Origin of the sequence: Candidatus Sulfuricurvum sp. RIFRC-1, from assembly GCF_000310245.1 — a bacterium.
In the GTDB taxonomy this organism is placed as follows: Bacteria; Campylobacterota; Campylobacteria; order Campylobacterales; family Sulfurimonadaceae; genus Sulfuricurvum.
In genome coordinates this window covers 295,459-316,582 of record NC_020505.1, presented here as the reverse complement: position 1 = coordinate 316,582, position 21,124 = coordinate 295,459, and the positions used below count along the sequence as shown (strand labels likewise).

Annotated in this window: 19 protein-coding genes and 1 tRNA gene; 4 read left to right on the top strand and 16 right to left on the bottom strand. The window is 44.7% G+C overall.

The window, feature by feature from the left end; all coding sequences use genetic code 11:
• Positions 1-95 precede the first annotated feature (95 nt).
• Genes B649_RS01635 through fetB form a run of 3 tightly spaced genes read left to right on the top strand, consistent with a single transcriptional unit; the run spans position 96 to position 1,464 of the window.
• The gene (locus B649_RS01635; RefSeq protein WP_015652757.1) at positions 96-437 is read left to right on the top strand and encodes a type II toxin-antitoxin system RelE/ParE family toxin; all 342 of its coding nucleotides are present in this window, start codon (positions 96-98) and stop codon (positions 435-437) included.
• Positions 430-702 carry a helix-turn-helix transcriptional regulator gene (locus B649_RS01630; RefSeq protein WP_015652756.1) on the top strand — a complete coding sequence of 91 codons (273 nt, stop codon included), beginning with the start codon at positions 430-432 and terminating at the stop codon, positions 700-702. Before B649_RS01635 ends, B649_RS01630 begins: the two co-directional genes overlap by 8 nt.
• 18 nt (positions 703-720) lie before the next feature.
• Entirely contained in the window at positions 721-1,464 is a 744-nt protein-coding gene (gene fetB / locus B649_RS01625) for an iron export ABC transporter permease subunit FetB (protein ID WP_015652755.1), read from the top strand.
• Here the strand turns inward: fetB and B649_RS01620 are convergent.
• From B649_RS01620 to B649_RS01605, 4 genes are read right to left on the bottom strand one after another with little or no spacing between them, the layout of a single operon-like run.
• Positions 1,448-2,686 (bottom strand): DEAD/DEAH box helicase, encoded by a 1,239-nt coding sequence (locus B649_RS01620; protein WP_015652754.1) that lies wholly within the window; start codon positions 2,684-2,686, stop codon positions 1,448-1,450. The two genes, fetB and B649_RS01620, sit on opposite strands and share 17 nt — an antisense overlap.
• Positions 2,679-3,755 carry a VWA-like domain-containing protein gene (locus B649_RS01615; protein WP_015652753.1) on the bottom strand — a complete coding sequence of 359 codons (1,077 nt, stop codon included), beginning with the start codon at positions 3,753-3,755 and terminating at the stop codon, positions 2,679-2,681. Before B649_RS01615 ends, B649_RS01620 begins: the two co-directional genes overlap by 8 nt.
• Positions 3,752-4,744: an AAA family ATPase gene (locus tag B649_RS01610; protein WP_015652752.1), complete on the bottom strand. Its 993-nt coding sequence runs from the start codon at positions 4,742-4,744 to the stop codon at positions 3,752-3,754. Before B649_RS01610 ends, B649_RS01615 begins: the two co-directional genes overlap by 4 nt.
• Entirely contained in the window at positions 4,744-5,991 is a 1,248-nt protein-coding gene (locus tag B649_RS01605; protein WP_015652751.1) for a hypothetical protein, read from the bottom strand. Before B649_RS01605 ends, B649_RS01610 begins: the two co-directional genes overlap by 1 nt.
• 78 nt (positions 5,992-6,069) lie before the next feature.
• Here B649_RS01605 and B649_RS01600 point away from each other — a divergent pair, with 78 nt between their 5' ends.
• The gene (locus B649_RS01600) at positions 6,070-6,330 is read left to right on the top strand and encodes an SEL1-like repeat protein (protein WP_015652750.1); all 261 of its coding nucleotides are present in this window, start codon (positions 6,070-6,072) and stop codon (positions 6,328-6,330) included.
• Here B649_RS01600 and B649_RS01595 read toward each other — a convergent pair.
• The 12 genes from B649_RS01595 to guaA all read right to left on the bottom strand — a co-directional run bounded on the left by B649_RS01595 (position 6,327) and on the right by guaA (position 21,087).
• Complete coding sequence (locus B649_RS01595; protein ID WP_015652749.1) at positions 6,327-7,073, bottom strand: exonuclease domain-containing protein; 747 nt, start codon at positions 7,071-7,073, stop codon at positions 6,327-6,329. The two genes, B649_RS01600 and B649_RS01595, sit on opposite strands and share 4 nt — an antisense overlap.
• The gene (locus B649_RS01590) at positions 7,073-7,423 is read right to left on the bottom strand and encodes a hypothetical protein (protein WP_015652748.1); all 351 of its coding nucleotides are present in this window, start codon (positions 7,421-7,423) and stop codon (positions 7,073-7,075) included. Before B649_RS01590 ends, B649_RS01595 begins: the two co-directional genes overlap by 1 nt.
• A 9-nt stretch (positions 7,424-7,432) precedes the next feature.
• A complete protein-coding gene (locus tag B649_RS12025) occupies positions 7,433-10,261 on the bottom strand; it encodes an EAL domain-containing protein (protein WP_015652747.1) in 2,829 nt (942 codons plus the stop codon).
• Positions 10,262-10,420: 159 nt separating this feature from the next.
• Positions 10,421-10,505, bottom strand: a tRNA-Leu gene (locus tag B649_RS01580).
• A 48-nt stretch (positions 10,506-10,553) separates the two neighbouring features.
• The gene (locus B649_RS01575) at positions 10,554-10,931 is read right to left on the bottom strand and encodes a F0F1 ATP synthase subunit C (RefSeq protein WP_015652746.1); all 378 of its coding nucleotides are present in this window, start codon (positions 10,929-10,931) and stop codon (positions 10,554-10,556) included.
• Between the two features lie 202 nt (positions 10,932-11,133).
• Positions 11,134-13,311 (bottom strand): polyribonucleotide nucleotidyltransferase, encoded by a 2,178-nt coding sequence (locus B649_RS01570; RefSeq protein ID WP_015652745.1) that lies wholly within the window; start codon positions 13,309-13,311, stop codon positions 11,134-11,136.
• Between the two features lie 13 nt (positions 13,312-13,324).
• Positions 13,325-14,725: an MlaD family protein gene (locus tag B649_RS01565; RefSeq protein WP_015652744.1), complete on the bottom strand. Its 1,401-nt coding sequence runs from the start codon at positions 14,723-14,725 to the stop codon at positions 13,325-13,327.
• 13 nt (positions 14,726-14,738) lie between these two features.
• Entirely contained in the window at positions 14,739-16,892 is a 2,154-nt protein-coding gene (gene lptD, locus B649_RS01560; RefSeq protein ID WP_015652743.1) for an LPS assembly protein LptD, read from the bottom strand.
• The gene (locus B649_RS01555) at positions 16,885-17,334 is read right to left on the bottom strand and encodes an RDD family protein (RefSeq protein WP_015652742.1); all 450 of its coding nucleotides are present in this window, start codon (positions 17,332-17,334) and stop codon (positions 16,885-16,887) included. Before B649_RS01555 ends, lptD begins: the two co-directional genes overlap by 8 nt.
• Complete coding sequence (purD, locus tag B649_RS01550; protein ID WP_015652741.1) at positions 17,334-18,602, bottom strand: phosphoribosylamine--glycine ligase; 1,269 nt, start codon at positions 18,600-18,602, stop codon at positions 17,334-17,336. The genes B649_RS01555 and purD overlap by 1 nt, the downstream gene beginning before the upstream one ends.
• A 280-nt stretch (positions 18,603-18,882) precedes the next feature.
• A complete protein-coding gene (locus tag B649_RS01545) occupies positions 18,883-19,533 on the bottom strand; it encodes a uroporphyrinogen-III synthase (protein WP_015652740.1) in 651 nt (216 codons plus the stop codon).
• A 9-nt stretch (positions 19,534-19,542) separates the two neighbouring features.
• Positions 19,543-21,087 carry a glutamine-hydrolyzing GMP synthase gene (gene guaA, locus B649_RS01540; RefSeq protein ID WP_015652739.1) on the bottom strand — a complete coding sequence of 515 codons (1,545 nt, stop codon included), beginning with the start codon at positions 21,085-21,087 and terminating at the stop codon, positions 19,543-19,545.
• Positions 21,088-21,124: the final 37 nt, after the last annotated feature.

Below are 21,124 nucleotides of genomic sequence, written 5' to 3'. Positions count from 1 at the left end.
TTATACTGTTAGCATCACCATAAAAGGTATGTAATGATGTCATCCTATTTTACCATCTCAATTGACAAAAATATATCTAATAAGATATAATAGCGATGCAGTGGAAAATAAATTATTATCAAAACCAAAACGGTAAGTTACCCGTAAAAGAGTGGTTAGAGGATATCAGCAATGAACCGAAAGCTGAAATATTCAGGATATTCACTCTGTTACAAAAATACGGTACAGAGTTGGGTCTACCATTTGTAAGACCGTTAGAACAAAAGATTTACGAAGTACGGGCTAAAGACAACTCCGGTATTTATCGGGTATTGTATTTTGCCTACACAGACAAAACGTTCGTGATGCTTCATGGGTTTCAAAAGAAAACCCAGAGCACACCAAGAAAAGAACTTGAAATTGCCATCAAACGGCTAAAAGAGGTACAAAATGGATGATTTTCAACACCATCTAAACGAATCACTACAAAACGAAGAGTTTAAAACGGCGTATCAGCAAAAAGAGTTACGCTTTAAAATTATCGATATTTTAGTCGGACTTCGGTTGCAATACAAACTCACCCAAGGTGAATTGGCAAAAAAGCTAGGAACGACACAAACGGTCATTAGCCGCATCGAAAACGGTTCGGTCAATGTCGGGATTGATTTCTTGCAAAAACTCGGAAATGCTTTTAATAAAAAGATAGAGATTACCGTGGTGTAGAACCTTGTATAATAGCTTATGCAATACTCTTTTTTAGCCTCTTACGCTCTTATTATTTTCGCTCTCTGGTACTCACGCCGTGAACAGTTCGGTTTGGAGAAAAAAATCCTCACCAACTCGATTTTGGCGATGGTGCAGTTGGGGCTCCTCGGGTATGCTCTCGTTTATCTCTTTAAAATCGAACACCCATCACTCTTATTTTTCGTATTACTGGGGATGGTGACATTCGGAGCGTATACGGCAAAAAAACGCTCCCCTTTAGGTGAGCACAGTTTTAAAATCGCCTTTTTTACCCTCGGAGCTTCATCGGGGATTGTTTTTCTCTCAATGATGGCATTTGGGGTGATCCACATGGTTCCCCATGAGATGATCCCTATCGGGGGGATGATTATCGGCAACGCCCTCAACGTCTATACCCAAAGCACCGAGCGGTTCCGTGCAGAGGTAAAAAATACGATTGAGATTATCGAGGGGATGGTGGCGCTGGGTGCGCCGCTCAAAGAAGCGCTTAGCTTTGCCTCGAAAGCCTCCGTCAAAGCTTCGATGATCCCGACGCTTAATATGCTCCAAACGGTCGGAATCATCCACATCCCCGGTATAACGACGGGGATGCTCCTCGCGGGTGCCGATCCGCTAAGCGCCATTTCGTATCAGCTCGCCGTCATGTATATGATGGTGGCGGTGGCGTTGCTCGCGGCGGTATTTAGCACGATGTTCTCCTATCGGGTCATTATCGGTGCGGCGTTTACAAACCCTCGCTAAATTGTTTCGCTTTGGGGTGGACAAAGCAAAGTTTTTCCCACCCCCGATTCGGACGAATTAATGTCACCCGATGTGCCGACACGGAACGTGACAACGCCACATAAAACTGGGACGGAGCAAAAATTTCATTGCTCTCGATGACGTAATCGGCCAAGCTCATCCCCTGCGATTTATGGATCGTAATCGCAAAGGCTAGCGTGATCGGAAACTGGCTGAGGGTGATCAGTTTCTCTTCGCTTGCCGTACTCCCTTTTTCGATCCACCGTGTTTTAGTGCTATCGACACGCTCCACTTTCACACTCACACCATCTTCTTTTTTGATCCAAATCAGATCCTCTTCGATGGAGGTGATCCGCCCCCGCTCGCCGTTGTAGTAGTTCCATGCGTTGCGGGTAAAGAGGATGGGGGCACCCACCTTCAAAGCCAAAATCGGCTCGATACGGCTCTCACTCATAAACCGCTCTACGTCGCGATCCTGCATCTTTTTATCATGAATCGTGACATAGGTTTCAACTTCGATAATCTCGCCGTTTAGGTGCTCCAACTGAGCGCGGTTATGGTTTTGGGCACTGATGTTTTTTCCAAACAACAGTGTCATCGTAGACATATCCTCGTTCAGCGGTTTGACCAATGCTTCGAGCGCATCGTGCGCCGCTTCATCAAGCCTCGCATGACGTACTTTTTCAAGCAATTCCAAAAATTCCGCTTCGTGGGTACGGTATGACCCCTCTAAATGAAGGGTCTCAAACCCAAGTCGCTCCCATGAGGGAGACTCAAACGCAAAATAGATTGGTTCATTCCCTCGTGTTACGGGGGGGAGCTGTAAGAAATCCCCTACCACAATGAGTCGTCCGTTAAATTCGGCTTGCAACAATCGCAGACGGATCATGTCAAGCAAAGGTGCCCCCACCATCGAAATCTCATCGATAACGATAATCTGCATGGAACGGATGAGTTTGATGATCTTTTTAGAAGGCTCAATCTTGCCGTTGCGTTCCAACTCCTCTTGAGACGAAGCAATCCCAAGATCAAAAAAGCTGTGGAGTGTCTGCCCCCCGATCAGCGTCGCCGCCATCCCCGTCGAGGCGAGACGGGCTACTGATTTCCCTTTTTCCACCGCATCCTCGATGATTGCACGTGTAAGGGTCGTTTTACCCGATCCTGCACCGCCGGTGATAAAGAGGTTGGAGTGTTCCACTATTTTCAACGCATTTTCAACCATTCTCATCCTTTAGCTCAATCACTCTTCCAAACGGAACTTCACCCTTCATCGGTGAAATCCATAATGTCTCATACGGCGGCTCATAAGGGGGGAATTTACCGTCTAGATCACTAAAATAGAGGAGGATTTTCGGACGGTACATCCATGACTCTATCAGCTCAAAGACCGGATTAAAATCGGTCCCTCCTCCTCCGCTAAGAGCATACGTGATAGATTCTCCCCGCTCAAATCGGGTCTGGCTTCGGATGCGATCATCACAAACGATCAGGTCGATGGTGTACGAACCAAACAATTCAGTAATCGATTCGACTTCGGCGATAAACTGTGCCAACAACACCTCATCCACCGATCCCGAGCTGTCAATCGCTATGGCTAACTCCAAATGACGCGAATGAACCCCCGGCAGATAGACCCCATCATAGAGGAGCTTTTTACTCGGCGGTATCAGAGTGTAATCGCTGACATAATGCCCCCCGACACTCTCGCGTAACTCACTTCTCCAGTCGATAAAACTCTTTTGGTTAGGTTGGATCAGATGGTGGATTTCAGCACTGAGAGGATCCGATTTCTCCAATGCCTCAAGGGAGCGTTTTTCACGCTGGGCACGTGAGAGTTTTTCATCGAGAGAATCCCCTTCTCTCTCCTCGTCACTGTCACGGTCATTTTGTTCCTGATCCAAAAACTCCAGTGAGAGCTCATGATAAATCTCTTCGGCACTGAGATTCCCGAAACGCTTATCGTAGGTGATAGCAGAAGGAGGAGAAAAACCACTCTCGATCAGCAGCGTATTAATCGCGTAATCGCACGCCATATTCCACAGCCAAGGACTGCGATTTCCCCGTCTATGGGTATGAGCAAGGGCTTCATGCAGCGCGGCGTTGCAGAGGGTAAATATTCGCTCCCCCTCACTCAGACTTTCCATATAGGCTTCACGATACTCAAAACGGTTCTCTCTTGTTGCAAAGCTCTCGATGTTGTCATTCACGATTGTTTCCATGCCGCTGGCGATGGTTCCGAAAAACGGATAATCGAGGAGGAGTTTGGCTTTGAGAGGGGGGAAATCGATCATAGCAGATAGGCGTATGCCTCGACCCACTCGCCGAAGGCATCCAGATGTTCCATCGCTACACCTTGACGCTGGAGGTCTTGGACGATGAGGACGGCAAACTCATTTTTGAGTTTGAGGGTGTAACGCAATACGTTAGAAAGTTCTTCTTCATCGCGCGTGTGCAACACTCGGGATACAAGGACGTTGGAGAGGGCATAGAGGGTAGAGAGTTCACTCGGCGCTTCACTCTCTTCGCCTCGTAAAATCGCATCGACATCGGGGAGATGATCCATGATTTTACAGTAGCCTAAAAAATCGATCGCGGCATCTTCTCCCACCGCACCCGCAATCGCTTCGAGTAAGAGATTTTGCGGCAACGAGCTTTGAAGGATCTTATGGACCGCTTCCCAACTGCGCGGTGTAGCGAAACTGCGGACGTTTTTGAGTGGATCGAATCCAAATAGTGCGCTGTTTTTAAATCCGATGTAGGCGATCAGACGGGGATCAATACGCATTTTCACTGCCCAATAACGCCAATCCTCCACGCTCACCTCCATCTCGATATGGACAAATCGGTTCGCCAGCGGCGAGGGGAGACGATAAACTACCCCTCGATCGCTTTCACGATTTCCTGCCGCGACGATCGACCACCCATCGGGGAGGGTATATTCCCCTACTTTACGATCCAAAATCAGCTGATACGCCGAAGCTTGCACGGCGGGAGCGGCCGCATTGAGCTCATCGAGAAACAATATTCCCACCCCCTCGCGCGGAAGAAACGACGGGGGTGCCCAGAGAGCAGTATGGGAATCACGCTCATAAAACGGAATCCCTTTGAGATCGGTAGGATCAAGGAGGGAGAGACGCAAATCGATGCATTCGAGATTTTTCTCAAAGGCGATCTGTTTGATGATAGAAGATTTCCCAATTCCCGGAGCCCCCCACAAAAAGGTCGGGATCTGAGAGACGATCAACGATTCGATCGTCGTTTTCGCATATGAACTGCGCATTAAAACCATCCTATATTATGAGTTTGTATATATTTTCCGAACGCGGGGTTTGTTTTCACCGCCCTCTCATACCGCCGATCAAAAGAGAGCTGATAGAGTGTCTCTATCGGAGTTGCTGTGTTTGCAGCTAAGGCAGACAATACCTCGGCATCACCATCTGCCGCAAGCGACTCCAGCATATCCGAAGAAAGCGATGAGTTGGAAGCAAGCTGTAAGTAAAATTTTCCACTCTCGAAAAGCTCCTCCAGTATTCTCCTCTCTACATGAGAGTTGGAAGCAAGTGCCCCCGATACGGCATTATTATTTAGTGAAAAGAGTTTTTGTTGCATCATGGGGGTGAGGCTTGGATTGCTCGCCAAATCCTGTGCGTATTGCTCAACTAAACGATCAAAGCTTTCCTCACGCAACACCGTTTTCGAAGCAATCACATTCGGATATTTTGCTTCTAACTGCAACGCTCCCTTCTGGGATAAGGTCGTGTTTTGAGCCAGTATCCTATTGACCTCTTCATCGTTCAGCTCTAACAATCCGATCTCCAATGCCAACGGTTCCCGATGGGCTAACAAAGCAGCACGCTCACCCAACAACAGACGTAAAATACTTTCCTGTGTTTCCGAATGAAGTGCTATTGCATCCAACACCCCGTTCAAAGAGCGATCTCTCGGATGTTTGATTTCATTGGCTATCGGGGGAAGCTCCGCTATCGCACTTATGAGTTCTTTGCTTCCGTACTGCTCAATCAAATGGGCCAATCCGCTCATCGCATACTGAACATTATGATTACGATCCAGATCGACGTAAAACCGCCCGATGATCGAAGCGGTGACATCTCGGTTGGTATCGTTGTCAAACAACCCCTCATTCTGCCAATCGTACAGTTTGAGAAGTTTGAAAAAAAGTTCATCGGTGATATAGGGATTTTGTAGAAAATCAACCAGACGCTCTTGGTTGCGGGAAAGCTTCAGGCTCATTAGTAATCGATTGGGTTCGATGGAGCGGCATAGCCACTCCTCTACACTTGAAATTTCCACAATAGGGGCATTCTGTGTCTCATAAAGATGCGCCAATTCGACCTGCTCGTAGGGATTCATCATTCTCCCTTCGATAATGAGGGAAACATCATCGGTGAAACTGCCGACACGTGTGATTTTATGCAATTTAAGAAGAGCATCAAATTCCTCTTCACTCAATGCACGGGTTTTTCCCAACAGTAGAATCGATTTATCGCAAAGCTCATCATAGTTCATAACGCGTATTATATTCACTCACTCTAAAAAACTTACACAAAGGTATAATGTCATCAATAGTTTAAAAGGATTTTAACGATGGACGAACTTTATGAGGGAATTGCCGCGTATGATGCGGGAGATTTTACCAAAGCCCATGAGCTTCTCTACCCATTAGCCGCTTACAAACGTGATCCTGAAGCGCAGTTTCATATGGGGATGATCTATTTTTACGGCGAAGGTGTTGAAAAAGATGTGGATAAAGCGATGGAGTGGTGGAAAAAAGCGATGCGCGCAGGGCATGTCGATGCGGCGTATCGCCTAAGCGAAATTGCCACCTCGACAAAAACAACGTTTTAGGAATTACCTAAAACCCGTCCAATACTGTAACGCATATCCTCATCGAGGCTATCCATGTTACCCAGCATCCAGGTTAGATATCCTTTGTCCGCTTCGGCAATCTCACTGAGGGTTTTCCCTTTATACTTTCCAAACTTCAACGGTCGTGTATAAAATACCGGTGTTTGAGTAAGCTCCACCATTTTATCGATTGGATTTACCCCCGCAAAGCGTTCTTGTAATCGTTTTCGAAGCTCAGTGAGAAACAGTTTCAACACCAAAACATCACCGATCGCATCGTGCGCTTTAACGACGATCCCTAGCGCATCCGCTTCGGCTTGTTCGATTTTATACAATCCAAAGCGATAACGAAAATACTGCAATCGATGAGCCTCTTCATCCTCAAACAGATGGCGTGCGCAGCGCAAGGTATCAATCAGACGCATCTGAGAGGTAAAATTTTCTTTAGCCAACATTCCCAAATCAAATGGGGCGTTGTGAATAATGAGGACATTCTCAGGAGTATTGAGCTCATGTAGAGTTTGGAAGGCATTTGTTTGCGTACATTCTGGCTTCCCCTCTATCATGTCAGGGGTAATGCCATGTACTTCCATTGCACCATAGCCGATGGGAACCTCAGCGGAACACAAATCGTTATAGACCTCGACTTTTTTACCGTCTAGAACCATATATCCCAGTTGAATAATACGATCATTATCCCCTGCACCCGTCGTCTCCGTATCGAGAAGTACGAATTTAGCCATTAATACTGATCATCTTCAGCATCAATATCGAACTCATCGTAATCATCTTCGTCTTCATCATCTTCGTCATCGTAAAGGTCATCCTCTCCATCACCTTCTCCTTCGCGCATGGAAGTAAGTTCGGTGTAAAGCTGCTCTGCTTCTTCTTCATCGATGTCGCCGCTATTAAGCTCTGTGAGAAGTTCTTTATACTCATCACGCAACGCCTGCATATCTTCAAGCTGTGCACGTTCTTCTACGGTTGCATCTTTTTGTGATGCGATTGATTCGAAAATATCGTCAATATGTTCTTCCACATCGGGAATCAACTCGTTTTGAATCAAATGTTTTAATTGTGTAATATAAGCCATGTTCAATCCTTATGATTTGGATACCTCATTATACTTCAAAAAATCAACAAATTTGTCTTCACTAAGCGGTCTTGCATACAGATATCCCTGACCCTGTTGGCATCCATACTCTTTTAATAATACGGATTGCGGTACTTCTTCGATCCCCTCAGCAATCGTTTTAAGCCCTAACGCATCGGCCATTGCAATGATTGCTTTGACGATTGCACGATCTTGTTCATCACTCTCTAATCCGCGAATAAATGACTGATCAATTTTGAGTTTATCGATCGGAAAGGTTTTTAAATAACTCAAACTCGAATACCCTGTACCAAAATCATCGATTGCGACTTCAATCCCCAACGCTTTAAGCTCAATCAGTTTTTGTCCCAGCACTTTCGGATTACTCATCAAAACACTCTCGGTAATCTCCAGTTCGACATACTTGTGTTCCAAACCGCTCTCATCGATAATTCGGCTCAACGTTTCCACCACATCAGGACGTTCAAACTGTTTTCCCGATACGTTTACCGATATCCTTCCCGAAAATAGTCCCTCATCGATTAAACGCTTTGTTGTTGAGCACGATTGCGCCAAGACCTGTTCGCCGATAGGGATGATCAGCTGATTGGACTCCGCCAAAGGGATAAACATATCAGGGCGCACAATCCCCAGTGAAGGGTGTTTCCACCGCACCAGCGCTTCAGCCCCGATCACCCGACCCGACAAAAGATCGACTTGCGGCTGATAATACACCACAAACTCTTTTTCATCAACCGCCCGACGCAACTCCCGCTCCATCAAAACCCGTTCAAAAAGCTGAACGCTCATCTCTTGCGCAAAATAGCAATAGTTGCTTCGTCCGGCCTCTTTGGCTCGGCGCAGTGCAATATCTGCATTTTTAAGCAATGTTTGCGCATCTTCGCCATCATCGGGGTAAATGGTTATTCCCATGCTGGCACTGAGAAGAAAATCATTATCCTTAGTATGTATACTCTCTTCAAATATCCGAATCACTTCTTTTAATATACGATCGCATTCACGTAAATCCTGTAACGATTCCAAGACAATGATAAACTCATCACCGCCGATACGTGCAATCGTATCTTCACGACGAATAATCTCTTCCATTTTAAAGGCTACTTCCATGATCACCGCATCACCGACCGTATACCCGTACGATTCATTAATATCTTTAAAATTATCGATATCGATATAGATGGCCGCCAGTTTGGTATTTTCACGATTGCAGCGTTCTATCGAATGTTTCAACCTTGCATTGAGCAATAATCGATTCGGAAGGTTGGTAAGCATATCGTAATGGGCCATCCGCTCAATTTCGCGTTCCGATTCTTGAAGACGGGTAATATCATCTCCCGATGAAAATGTTCCGATATTCTTCCCTTCACTGTCTTTGATCAGTGCGCTATGCCATGCGATAATCCGTTCATCCCCTTTTTTGGTCCATATTCTGTTTTCAAAATATTCAACCAACTCCCGTTCCCCGTTCATGATTTCATAAAATAGTTCTTTAACCTGCCCCACCTGTTCATACACAACAAACGTATCGAACCAATTTTTTCCGATAACCTCTTCTTGGTTCACCCCTAATACTTCACACCCTTTGGGATTTATCAGCTCGACTATCCCCTCCTGATTAAGGGCCAAACATATGACGGAAGCAACATCCAGATAAAGTTTACTTTTCTCTTTTTCCAACTCAATCGTATGTTCTAAACTCTTGCGAAGCTCTTCACCCAAATAGATCAATTCGCTAATATCGTTCAAAAAAAGTTTCATAATGGCTTGGCTGTTCACCTCTGCCTCGATTAATGTCACTTCATACACACGATCAGCAATTTCGATTTTTTCTTTATCGACTCCTCCATGCATTCTTAGTGTAACCATCAAACCATTCCAAACCCCGGCCGGAAACATTTTTGATACCGAATCATCAATCTTAATTTGAAACGTCATCATTGCTTCTGCATTCAACCACTTGATAATCTGGTCTTCACCTATATCGATGATTTCACAAAATGCAAGGCCCAAAAGATTATACGTTGCTTTGCTGTCACGCAGTTTTGATTCGAGCTTCATTTCTAATGCTGTACTGTAATTCAGAAGCATGTCTTTTTCACTCAAAAGATAAAGTTCTTTGTCTCTCCCCCATACCATCAAGTGATGGATATCACGCTCTTTCATAATCTCAATCGCATGATGGATCTTTTCGTTCAATTCCACTGTTATAATGGGTGAATGCATATATCGGGCAATAGATTCCCTGCTATCTACCTGACGATACGCTAATTCCAATACATCCTGTTCCGTCACAATTCCGACCGGTAACGTTTGATTCAGAACAATCAGAACATCTCGATTTTTATGCTGCATTAAACTAATAGCATCATACACACTCGCATCATGGTCTACCGTAATGGCACAATTTCGGCGATTTAAACACTGAAAAACTTCCTGTGCGGTGTGTACTTCGCTCTCATAGTAAGTCAATACATCACTTTGGGTAAGAGTGCAGAGGTATTTCCCATTTTCATCGATCAATACCAGTCGGCGTATTTCATAGTCTATCATTAATTCTACCGCCATTTCAACCGGACGATCGTCATGAATGGAGATAGTGGGATAGGTTGCATAATCAATCGCTTTTTTTTCTCCTTCAATCCCGTTACGATAAAGTCCAATAATATCTCTGAGTGTCAATACACCTACAGCCACATTATTTTCAATCAAGACAATATGGCTAATACCCTCTTTACCCATTCGTTCTATGGCATCAAATAAGGATACGTCTGAAGAGAGAAAATCTTTTTTATGCGTAACAAGATCACTGAGTAGCATTGCAATTGTCCTAAACTAAAGTAGGATTATTATACACCATTACAAGGATGATTTAATAAGAGATAAAAGATGCTGTAAAGAGAATAATTAAGCTTTCGTTGCAATTTTTTTTGGGGGGGAAATTTAAAGAAGTATGTAAAACAGGAGTTTAAAAATAGATGGTGCGGACGGGGGGATTTGAACCCCCACACACGTAATGCGCTACCACCTCAAGGTAGTGTGTCTACCGTTCCACCACGTCCGCGTTAAAGAAAATTCTCAAGCCGTAGCTTGAGAGAAAGAAAGATCGAACTTACGCAGCCAAGTATGGGTTAGCGTAAAGAGCGATAAGAGCGATAACAAGTGTATAAATAACTTGTGCTTCGATCATAGCAAGAGCGATGAACATAGTTGTCATCAATTTTCCGCCAAGACCCGGGTTACGAGCTGTACCAGCGATAGTTGCAGCAGCAGTGCTACCCATACCGATTGCTCCACCAAGAGCAGCCAAACCAAGACCAACACCCGCAGCGATCATAGAATACGCTTTCAATGTTTGGTTAGCAACGTCTGCAGATGCAGCAGCCGCAGCAGGTGCCGCTTCAACAGCAGCTTCAACAACCGCTACCGCTTCTTCAGCACCGAATACTGAAGCAACAAGAGCGAGCATAAGAAAAAGAACTTTTTTCATGAGTAATCTCCGTATTTAAATCAAAGTCTGTTCGGATAGTGTCCCTACTTATCACTTTGTGGGTGGAATTATAAAACCAAAGAACTAAAAGGTTACTGAATTCTCAAAAAACAATGTTTTTTGTAGCTTTAGGGGGTTGTAGGGACATTTGTCCCTGCCACTAAAACGGATGAATTCGTTTTAGTGTGTAACATGAAAATGATTACTTAGCTCGCCCTAATCCGATCTTGTTTCCTTTGAACTCGACGATCTCCACCATCAGCTCATCCCCTTCATTCACCACATCGCTCACACGAGAGATATGTCCGTCGGAAAGTTTAGAAATATGGATCAAGCCGTCAATTCCCCCCGGAAGCTCGATAAAAGCGCCAAAATCAACGATCTTTTTCACCTTCCCTTTGACAACATCCCCCACTTTATATTCCACTTTTTCCACAGGGGTAGATCCGCTTACGATCCCTTCGATGTGATCGCGTGCTCCGCGAAGCCCGTCTCGATTTTTACCGGTCAGCTTGACTGAGCCTTTTTTCTTATCGATATCGATGGTTACATCGAAACGTTCAATGATCTCACGGATTGTTTTTCCCGCTTGTCCGATGATATCGCCGATAAAACTCGGATCAATATGGAAAAGATCGGTACTCGGCAACGTCCCCTCGTTAAGCTCGATACTATCTTCCGCACCCATCATAATGTCAATGATATGGGCACGACCTTCTTTGGCTTGATAAAGAGCCTCTTTGAGAACATCGAGATGGATACCGCCGAGTTTGATATCCATCTGCATCGCGGTAATCCCCTCTTTGGAACCCGCTACTTTGAAATCCAAATCTCCGTCATGATCTTCAAGTCCCATAATATCGGTCAAAATCGCGTGACGTGAACCCTCTTGAACCATCCCCATCGCAACACCGGCAATCGGGTCCGCCATCTCGATATCACCCGCACGAAGTGCCATATAACCGCCGCAGACCGTTGCCATTGACGAAGAACCGTTGGACTCAAGAATCTCGGAAACTAAGCGAATGGTTTGACCGTTACGGACACACGCACCTTCCAAAGCACGTTTAGCCAAATTTCCATGTCCCAACTCACGACGGCGCGGCGCACCTATCGGAGAGGGCTCACCCACGCTGAACCCCGGAAAGTTATAGTGGACCATAAACCCTTCGTTTTGAGTGCCGCTGTCGGTAAGATTTTCAAACATCTGCGCATCTTTAGCCCCGCCGAGTGTCAAAACAACCAACGCTTGGGTCTGTCCACGGGTAAAGAGGGCTGATGCATGGGCACTTGGCAATACATTCGTCTCAATACGAATCGGACGTACTTCATTGAGCGCACGACCGTCTGCACGTACCTTTTCATTCAAGATCTGAGTACGAACCATGGTACGTTTTACCGATTCGATCGCTTTTTTCAAATCGTGTTCATTCCACTGCGGTTTTTCATTCATGATCGTTTTACGGATCGTACGCAATGCGGTAGAGCGTTCCGTTTTTGCCATTTGATTAATGCCGCGCTTTAGATCTTCCGTATGATTGGCACGGACATAGTCGATCATTTCACCGTTCATTTCACTGATCACGTACTGAATCTCAAACGGCTCTGACGCGAATGGTTTAAACGCAGCCTCATACGCACTGTTCGCTTCACTCAAAGATTCTTGTGCCGATGCGAGAACACGGATAAGGTCATCTTCATTCATCGCATTAGAGACACGTACAGGGATCGCGGGTAGACTCATAGAGGGATCAACCAACGGATCGATCATCCCCATCTCGAGAATCTCCACTTCATCAGATCCGAGCGTTTGCATCTCGATCATCAACATATCTTCTTTGCTACCCGCCAAATACAAATCGAGAGTACTCTGTTCGATTTGGCTGCGTGTCGGATTGAAAACAATCTCTCCGTCGATTTTACCGACGCGCACCGCACTCACCGAGTTAAAAATATCAATATCAGAAACATAAAGAGCGGCAGACGCAGCATTGAGTGCCAGTACTTGTAAATCGGCCTCTTTATCGGCACTCAAAACCATAACCGTGATTTGAACCGGATTCGCAAATCCTTTCGGGAATAGCGGACGCAATGAACGATCGACAATACGTGACGTCAATGTTTCAAAATCACTCGGTTTCGTCTCACGTTTGATAAAGCCCCCCGGAAATTTTCCGGCAGCATAACTTTTCTCGATGTATTGAACCGTCAAAGGTAAAAAATCCTCATCCACAAAATCGGTCTCATCGACAACAACCGTTGCTAAAATAACGGTATCTCCACATTTAAGCCATGCAGCTCCATTGGCTTGTGCCGCAACTTGATTAAACGCGTACGATTCCGTTTTATTTTTTAATGCCAATTCAACATTGTATTTCATTCATTCTCCATTTTTATCGTGCCATCGAGGCAGCACCCATTGTGTATTTAAGATCGTTATCGATAAAACGCAGGCCAAGCCCTAAGAAAATATTTTGCGACTGCGGATTGAGGAAATTATCCCATCCACCGTACAGTTCAAGATGTTTTAACATTTGATAGCGTACTTGTGCTTTCAAATGGGTACGAGTTCCACGGATATCATTAATAGCATTAAAATCAAACGCTTCGGCACTGAATTTCAGACGATCATGATCCATGAAATAATCGACTCCGATACCGCCGGTTGACTCGATTGCTCCAAAGCGGAGCAATGTGTTATCAAAGCGTTTTCCGTATTGGAGAGAATAATAGGTCTCCCCTTTGATATTTTTACCCGGAGGATTCGTATCGTAGCGGGAATAATCATCGGTACTGACCAAATCAAACATATAATAGGTTTCAGGATTGGGAAGATAATTAACCCCCAAATAGACTTTTCCATACTGATCTCGTATCATGTAATCAGTATGCATCGCCACCTGAAGTTCACTGGTTGTAAAGTTGCTCAACATCGAGTCAATTTTCCCGAATGCTTCCTCACCGCTTTTGAAAAATGATCCTGCCGTTGTAATCGTATCTTTCAATGAAGAGCGATTTTCCGTGAGGATAGCACTGACATTATCTTCTATCTTGACAAATTTATCGACCGCCTCAGGAAGTTTATGTTCCAATGAACCGCTAATATTATCGAGGCGCGTTGAGAGTGAATTGATACGGGCCATAATGGCCGGCAAATCTTTATTGACGGTATCTGCCGTCTGAGAAAATCCGGCGCTCATCGTTCTAAAGTTAGCAATCGCCGCATGCAAATCATCTCTGTTTTCAACAATCACACCATCAAGGTTCACCCCAACATTGCGAAATGCAATGATCATCTCTTGAATCGCGGCGCGGTGCTCATCATCCAACGTAGAACGGAAATCTTTGAGTAATAATTCCAACTCTTTGGCTGCCGCATTGACTGAATCACTCGTTTGATCAAACGAAGCATAACGCTTGGATTGGGACAAGACCCCTGCCTCTTTAAGCACTGATAGTGAATCACCGACGACGATATTGATTACTTTTGATCCTAAAAGAGACTCTTGAGCCACAATCACCGATGAGTCATCCGGAATTTTCACCCCTTTATCAATCATAAGCGTGAGTCTAACCCGCTTCCCTTCGATCATAATATCTTCAACATCACCGATTGTTACCCCGTTCATCAAAACATGGGTATGCTTTTCTACACCCGAAGCATCTTCAACATACGCTTGGACTGTGTAGCCATCACTTCCCCATTTTCCGAGTGACGTTACCTGAGTCGAGAGGAACAACAATGCACCCAAAGCCATCACGACAAAAAGACCAATTTTTGCTTCCAGTTTCATAAGCTATCCTCTTTTAATTACTGGTGAGTTTATAATTAAATTCCGATCCGCCGATCGGCTTTAAAATGAGTGTTATAAAGATATACGAATCATCTACCGAATCATTCCCCGTCGTATTCGTCAAGATCGGACGTCGATTTTGAACGTAGCGAATACCGAAATCAAGACATCGCTGAGTATATAAAAACCCGATCTCACTTCGTTTCATCAAATCTTCACGATAATCGTAAGCCAAAATACCGAAAAAACGATAATGTCGGTTGTATTGATACGCCGCATCGGCTGTCCAGTAACTTGCGTATTCGGTAACATTGCGCAATAGCGTAGAGTCGTATCGCAGTTCATCGGTATAATAATGACTCACACCCGCCGTTACGATTCCATCATTATAGCGAAGAGTATTCTGTTCTTTGGTGATACGATTTCGATCATGATTATATGCCGTCTGATTATAATACGAGACCGCACGGCTAATCTCCCATTCGAGCTCATTTTGCAACTCACCGTAATAGCTTCCCTGATCGTCATATCGGAAATTTTGACTCAAACGATCCACGAGGAATTGTTTTCCACCTTCAAGAAGGTAGTTATTTAATCCAAACGATAAAGTATCACTTGGTTCATTCAAACTGTAATATTCACACTCAGGAAGGGTACTCCCCGCAGCACACATTCCATTATCATGATAGGTCTCGTAATAACCATTATAAAAACGGTTCCCTGAGACTGTATAGCTTACCGAAGGGCTAAGGACATGGGTTAGAGATTCGTACGGTTTCACCAGCGTTGATGAGAGGGAAAAGGTGTGATCGAGCTGAGCATAAAGCCCTTCTTCATAGTTGGTGGTTTCTCCGGATTTCGGATTTCCATAAAACCCAATCACATTTGAAAATGCGGTAGCGGTATAAGCGACATCGAGATACTCATCAAATAATGCACTCTGAAAAGTGATTGGAACGGTGAAATCACCTTGAATGGCACGTTTTCCGTCCGGCCGATAAAAATGGGTTGCTATTGCATCCGCACTTAGAAGAATATGATTGTCTAAAAAACTCTCCAAATAACGGTGATATTGTAGACTTGGAAGGGTTTGAATCGTTTGATCATTACTCTCTTGATCCAAGTACTGATAATGTTTCAGATAGGTTCCAAAATAGTTATCTTCACTGCTGTAATAGGCATTGATGCGTGAAAGAACCTGATTGGCAGTCACATTTTGGGTTTCGTCACTCTGTTGCAGATTAAGATAATCGACATCGTTCATCCACAATCCGTCAAGATATAGCCCTGACTCACCCTCGAGATTTAAGTCAAACCATTCACGCAAAGGGGCAGAATGGCGATATTTAACGTTATATCCGTAATGTTTAAGATTGGCTAGATCGTACTCTTCCGCATATTTAGACTGCTCTTTGAAATAACCCAAACGGATCGATCCCTCTGATGAAGCAGTGTCGACAAATCGAAAATCGGTATACATACCCGATCCGCGTGACGTTCGTATTTGAGGACGAAGCTCTGCATCCCACCAATTTTGTGGTGCAAAATAGATCGGCTGCTGATAATAAAATCCTTCCGAGTTGGAGAGCCCAAACGACGGGATCAATAATCCGCTCCGCCTTGTTTTATCGGTTGGATAACCAAAATACGGGAGATAAAAAAGAGGTAAATCATTGACCAACAAACGTGCATTATACAAATTAACCCACATCTCTTCGGTATCGTAATCCGCACTACTGAATCGTATTTTCCAGAGAGGATCATGTGAATCACATCCCGATACCGATCCGCTGGCCAAGTCAATCTCATTTTTACACGCTTGCGCTTCATCGGTACTGATCCATGCCCCTGAATCTTGATCGACCATGTAATAAGGTTTGGAATAACGGGTTTCATTGATCAAATCGACACGTGCATAATCACTGAGCATATGATATTGTTTGGCTTTAAAAACATTCACATTGCCCATCGCTTCAATGACACTCGTATTGCGATCATACATGAGTTTATCGGCACTGAGTATCTGATCTTGATAGAGGGCTACCGGATCGCCTATCGCAGTGGCAATCGAACCGTTTGCATCAACATTGGTTCCATACAATTCAACACGATCTTCACCCAAAAGTAAAGTAGATGTAACCAGACTGATCCAGATAAATTTACGCATTAATCACCAATGTCCGTGCGGTTCGATCATGCCAGCTCCGTCTATACGGATCAAGCATCGCCCAGACGAAACCCAGATAAAAAAGGATCTCGCTCACTACCCGAAAAACACTTCGGTTAAAAGCACTTAAAAAACTTGGGTTTGAAAGGGTTGAGAGTTCAATAACACGGATTTTCATAATAATTTTTCCAAGACTGGCACCGTATTGCATCGTAAAAAAAGTTTGGTAAATAATTTTAATCGCCATATACTCCAGCAAAAAGCTGTTTGTCACCGCTATCATTGCTTCTAACGTTTCGGCTTTACTCATCGCATCCCATAAAATGATAATCATGATGATGGATAAAAGCAATTCATCGATTCCAAAGGCAGCCACACGCTGACGAATAGAAGAGAGTTCCAAATGCTCTCGTTGTAAAAGCGAATCGATGCGTTCGTCCATTAACGAAGCGCCTGATACGCGATATCGGTACGCAATTTTTTGCCGGCAAAATGAACTTGCCCACAGAGCATATAAGCACGGTCACGCGCTTGTTTGATGCTATCACCAACACCGACGCAGACAAGAACACGTCCGCCCGTCGCATAGAGTTTTCCATCTTCTTCCGCTACACCTGCATACGCGATATGGGTATTTTGAGCGATTTCTTCATGATGGACTTCATCCACAATGATTTCGGCAGGTTCTGAATTGTCATACGGATAGTTACGGCTTGCCATTACCACACCGACTGCATATTTATCGTGAAATTCAACATTCAGAGTATCGAGTTGTTTGGTCGCGGCTTTGTAAAACAATTCACGAGCAGGAGTTTTGAGCAATGGCATCAAAATCTCACATTCAGGATCACCGAAACGTACGTTAAATTCAAGCGTTATAGGCTCACCATTCACCACCATGATACCGATAAAAAGAACTCCCTCAAACGGTGCTCCTTCTTCTTGCATCCCCAACAATGTTGGACGGATTACCCGCTCTTTGACTTTTTCATAAATCACATCATCGACGAGAGGAGTCGGTGCATACGCGCCCATTCCTCCAGTATTGGGTCCCTCATCGTTATCAAGGAGCCGTTTATGATCTTGTGCCGCAGGGAGGAGAATAAAATCTTTTCCATCGCAAAGAGCAAACATGGAAAGTTCATAACCATCCAAAAACTCTTCAATAATAACGCGTAAGCCCGCATCTCCAAACGATTTTCCACTCAACATTTCTGAAACGGCTACTTTGGCTTCATCGTGGCTCATGGCGATAATAACACCCTTACCGGCACACAAACCATCCGCTTTTACAACGATCGGAGCAGTTAATGATTCGATAAATTTGAACGCGTCACCAATATGGGCTGTTTCGATATAGCGTGCCGTCGGAATATTGTATTTGGCCAAAAAGTTTTTCATATAGACTTTTGAACCTTCGAGTTGTGCTGCGGCTTTTGAAGGACCGAAAATCACCAGCCCTTTAGCTTTGAAAATATCCACAACGCCATCGGTCAAAGGACCTTCAGGACCTACGATTGTTAAATCAATCGCGTTATCGAGTGCAAATTGCGCCAGTTCTTCATAATCTTTGATTTCAATATTTGTACCTAACATCGGTGTAGCGCCATTGCCGGGAGAGAAAAAAAGCTCAGTTACTTCGGGGTCTTGTTTTAACACCCGTCCGATTGAAAATTCACGTCCGCCGCTTCCGATTACCATTACTCGCATAGATCACCTTGAAAAAATTTAATTATCTTATCTGAAATACGTTAACGTTTCTCAAATAAGGTAAAAGCCCAGGCGGGCGTTTCGCAGTAGCTTTGGTTCTTCAAAGCTGTAATTGCGCCACATCGAGCGTCTCTACCGGCGGCAATCTCTCATGCGTTAGCACTCAAACAAGATCACCGACACACCGAAACATCTACAGATATGACTTATTGTATATGTAGAACCCTCATATTGCGATTACTCGCTGCGCCCAGAGAATACAATTATATCCTCAAAATGCTTAAAACGCAGATGCGTCTTGGGCAATTTTTCGTGCCAGTTCAATCGCCGATTCGACACTGGTTAAAGGACTTACATGAACCTCTTTGGCAGTTTTGAAAGCAGCGCGAGTTGTTTTACCGATAGCGACAATACTGTACGACGAAAGGATCGGATAAGAAGCGCAAAAACAATCGATGGATGAGGGAGAAGTAAAGACTAAAACGGCATCTTTGTCTAGCGTATACTCTCTCGCCGCTTCATTGCAGGTCGTCTCATATACCACTGCTTCGTCAATCTCAACCCCCTCCTTTCGAGCTTCCATAACCCAATCCGAAGCAATCACTTTCGGACGCACATAAAGCCATTTTCCCTTTCCCGCTTTGGTTCGTAAAATAGCCGGAATCGATCTCCCATAGCCATCTGCCGCTTCAACATTCAGAGCACCCGCTTTTCGTGCCGCTTCTGCCGTACCTTCCGATACGCAGATGCATTGCAGTTTTTCCCATCCAAACGTGTAATGTTCTAAAGCTAACAATGCTTGTTTCGAAGTGAGAATAATCCCCTGATAGGTGTCAAAATCAATACGAGGTTGTAAAAAAGAGATCGTGAGGATAGGGATATGAATTACTCCCTCATAGGGAGTTTTTGAGATGAGATAAATCGGGCGCAAGGGAGCGCCTTATTCCCACTCGATCGTAGCAGGGGGCTTGGAACTGATATCGTATACGACACGATTGATTCCATCAACTTCGTTAATGATACGGCGGCTGATACGTTCCAACAAGGTGTGAGGAAGATGGGCAAACGTTGCCGTCATCCCATCCACCGCTTCCACAACACGGACACAAACGGTGTTGTCATAGGTACGGTTATCTCCCATAACGCCGACTGATTTGACGTTCAGGAGTACCGCAAATGCTTGCCATGTTTTGGTGTAATAGCCACTCGCTTTGAGTTCATCAAGCAAAATCGCATCGGCTTCACGTAAAAGATTCAAATCCGGTTTGTTAACCTCACCCATGATACGGATACCAAGACCCGGTCCCGGGAACGGATGACGGTTAACCAATGAATCCGGCAATCCGAGTTCAAGCCCGAGTTTACGTACTTCGTCTTTGAACAAATCACGGAGAGGTTCAATCAACTCGAAATCCATCCAGTCAGGGAGTCCGCCGACATTGTGATGGCTTTTGATCGTCACCGATGGGCCGTTAACGGAAACCGATTCGATAACGTCGGGATACAATGTCCCCTGCGCCAAGAATTTAATACCGTCATGCTTTTTCGCTTCCGCTTCAAACACTTCGATAAAGGTGTGTCCGATAATTTTTCGTTTCGTCTCAGGATCCGTCACACCGGCAAGCTTGCCGAGGAAATTTTCCGATGCATCGGCAACGACGAGAGGTACCTTGAGATGAACTTTGAAAATATTTTCAACCGAGTCACGTTCCCCCTTGCGCAATAATCCGTTATCGACGAAAACCGGGATCAACTGATCGCCGATCGCTTCGTACAACAATGCCGCAACGACCGAAGAGTCCACCCCTCCGCTGAGTGCGCAAAGTACTTTCCCCTCACCCACTTGGGCGCGAATTTTCACGATTTGCTCTTTGAGAAAATGTCCCATGTCCCATTTTTCGGTAATGCCGCAAATTTTGCGTGCAAAATTGCGAAGCATCAAATACCCCTCTTCAGAGTGGTTTACCTCCGGGTGATATTGCATCGCGTAGATCATTTTTGCTTCATTTGCGATGGCTGCATACGGGGAGTTTGGCGAATACGCGATAGGGACAAAGCCTTCCGGCAATACATCCACTTTGTCCGAATGGCTCATCCACACGGCGCGTTCGTCTTCGCACCCCTCGAAGAGTATTGAGTGCTGTGTCATATCGATGGTAAGTTCCGCTTTTCCGTATTCGTGATGATCACTTCGGATAACCGAACCGCCGAAATCAACCGCGATACGCTGCATACCGTAACAAATCCCAAGAACAGGGATTCCAAGTGCGTAAACACCTTGATCGACAGTATACGCATCTTTGTTATAAACGGATGAAGGTCCACCGCTGAGAATGATACCTTTTGGATTTTTTGCTTTAATAGCATCGATTTTAGTGTGGTAAGGAAGTACCTCACAATAGACTTTATCTTCGCGCAAACGTCGTGCGATCAACTGTGTGTACTGTGAACCAAAATCAAGAACGATAATATTGACATCTTTCAAAGGAGAGCCTTTAAGTGGAGATAATCGGGAGGGTAAG

Excerpts from the sequence above, each read along its gene's own strand:
- B649_RS01610 (WP_015652752.1), bottom strand. The coding sequence starts at position 4,744 with ATGCGCAGTTCATATGCGAAAACGACGATCGAATCGTTGATCGTCTCT.
- B649_RS01590 (WP_015652748.1), bottom strand. The coding sequence starts at position 7,423 with ATGGCTTATATTACACAATTAAAACATTTGATTCAAAACGAGTTGATT.
- B649_RS12025 (WP_015652747.1), bottom strand. The coding sequence starts at position 10,261 with ATGCTACTCAGTGATCTTGTTACGCATAAAAAAGATTTTCTCTCTTCA.
- B649_RS01575 (WP_015652746.1), bottom strand. The coding sequence starts at position 10,931 with ATGAAAAAAGTTCTTTTTCTTATGCTCGCTCTTGTTGCTTCAGTATTC.
- B649_RS01635 (WP_015652757.1), top strand. The coding sequence starts at position 96 with ATGCAGTGGAAAATAAATTATTATCAAAACCAAAACGGTAAGTTACCC.
- B649_RS01620 (WP_015652754.1), bottom strand. The coding sequence starts at position 2,686 with ATGGTTGAAAATGCGTTGAAAATAGTGGAACACTCCAACCTCTTTATC.
- purD (WP_015652741.1), bottom strand. The coding sequence starts at position 18,602 with ATGCGAGTAATGGTAATCGGAAGCGGCGGACGTGAATTTTCAATCGGA.
- B649_RS01630 (WP_015652756.1), top strand. The coding sequence starts at position 430 with ATGGATGATTTTCAACACCATCTAAACGAATCACTACAAAACGAAGAG.
- lptD (WP_015652743.1), bottom strand. The coding sequence starts at position 16,892 with ATGCGTAAATTTATCTGGATCAGTCTGGTTACATCTACTTTACTTTTG.
- B649_RS01595 (WP_015652749.1), bottom strand. The coding sequence starts at position 7,073 with ATGGCTAAATTCGTACTTCTCGATACGGAGACGACGGGTGCAGGGGAT.
- B649_RS01615 (WP_015652753.1), bottom strand. The coding sequence starts at position 3,755 with ATGATCGATTTCCCCCCTCTCAAAGCCAAACTCCTCCTCGATTATCCG.
- fetB (WP_015652755.1), top strand. The coding sequence starts at position 721 with ATGCAATACTCTTTTTTAGCCTCTTACGCTCTTATTATTTTCGCTCTC.
- B649_RS01565 (WP_015652744.1), bottom strand. The coding sequence starts at position 14,725 with ATGAAACTGGAAGCAAAAATTGGTCTTTTTGTCGTGATGGCTTTGGGT.
- B649_RS01605 (WP_015652751.1), bottom strand. The coding sequence starts at position 5,991 with ATGAACTATGATGAGCTTTGCGATAAATCGATTCTACTGTTGGGAAAA.
- B649_RS01600 (WP_015652750.1), top strand. The coding sequence starts at position 6,070 with ATGGACGAACTTTATGAGGGAATTGCCGCGTATGATGCGGGAGATTTT.
- B649_RS01570 (WP_015652745.1), bottom strand. The coding sequence starts at position 13,311 with ATGAAATACAATGTTGAATTGGCATTAAAAAATAAAACGGAATCGTAC.
- B649_RS01555 (WP_015652742.1), bottom strand. The coding sequence starts at position 17,334 with ATGGACGAACGCATCGATTCGCTTTTACAACGAGAGCATTTGGAACTC.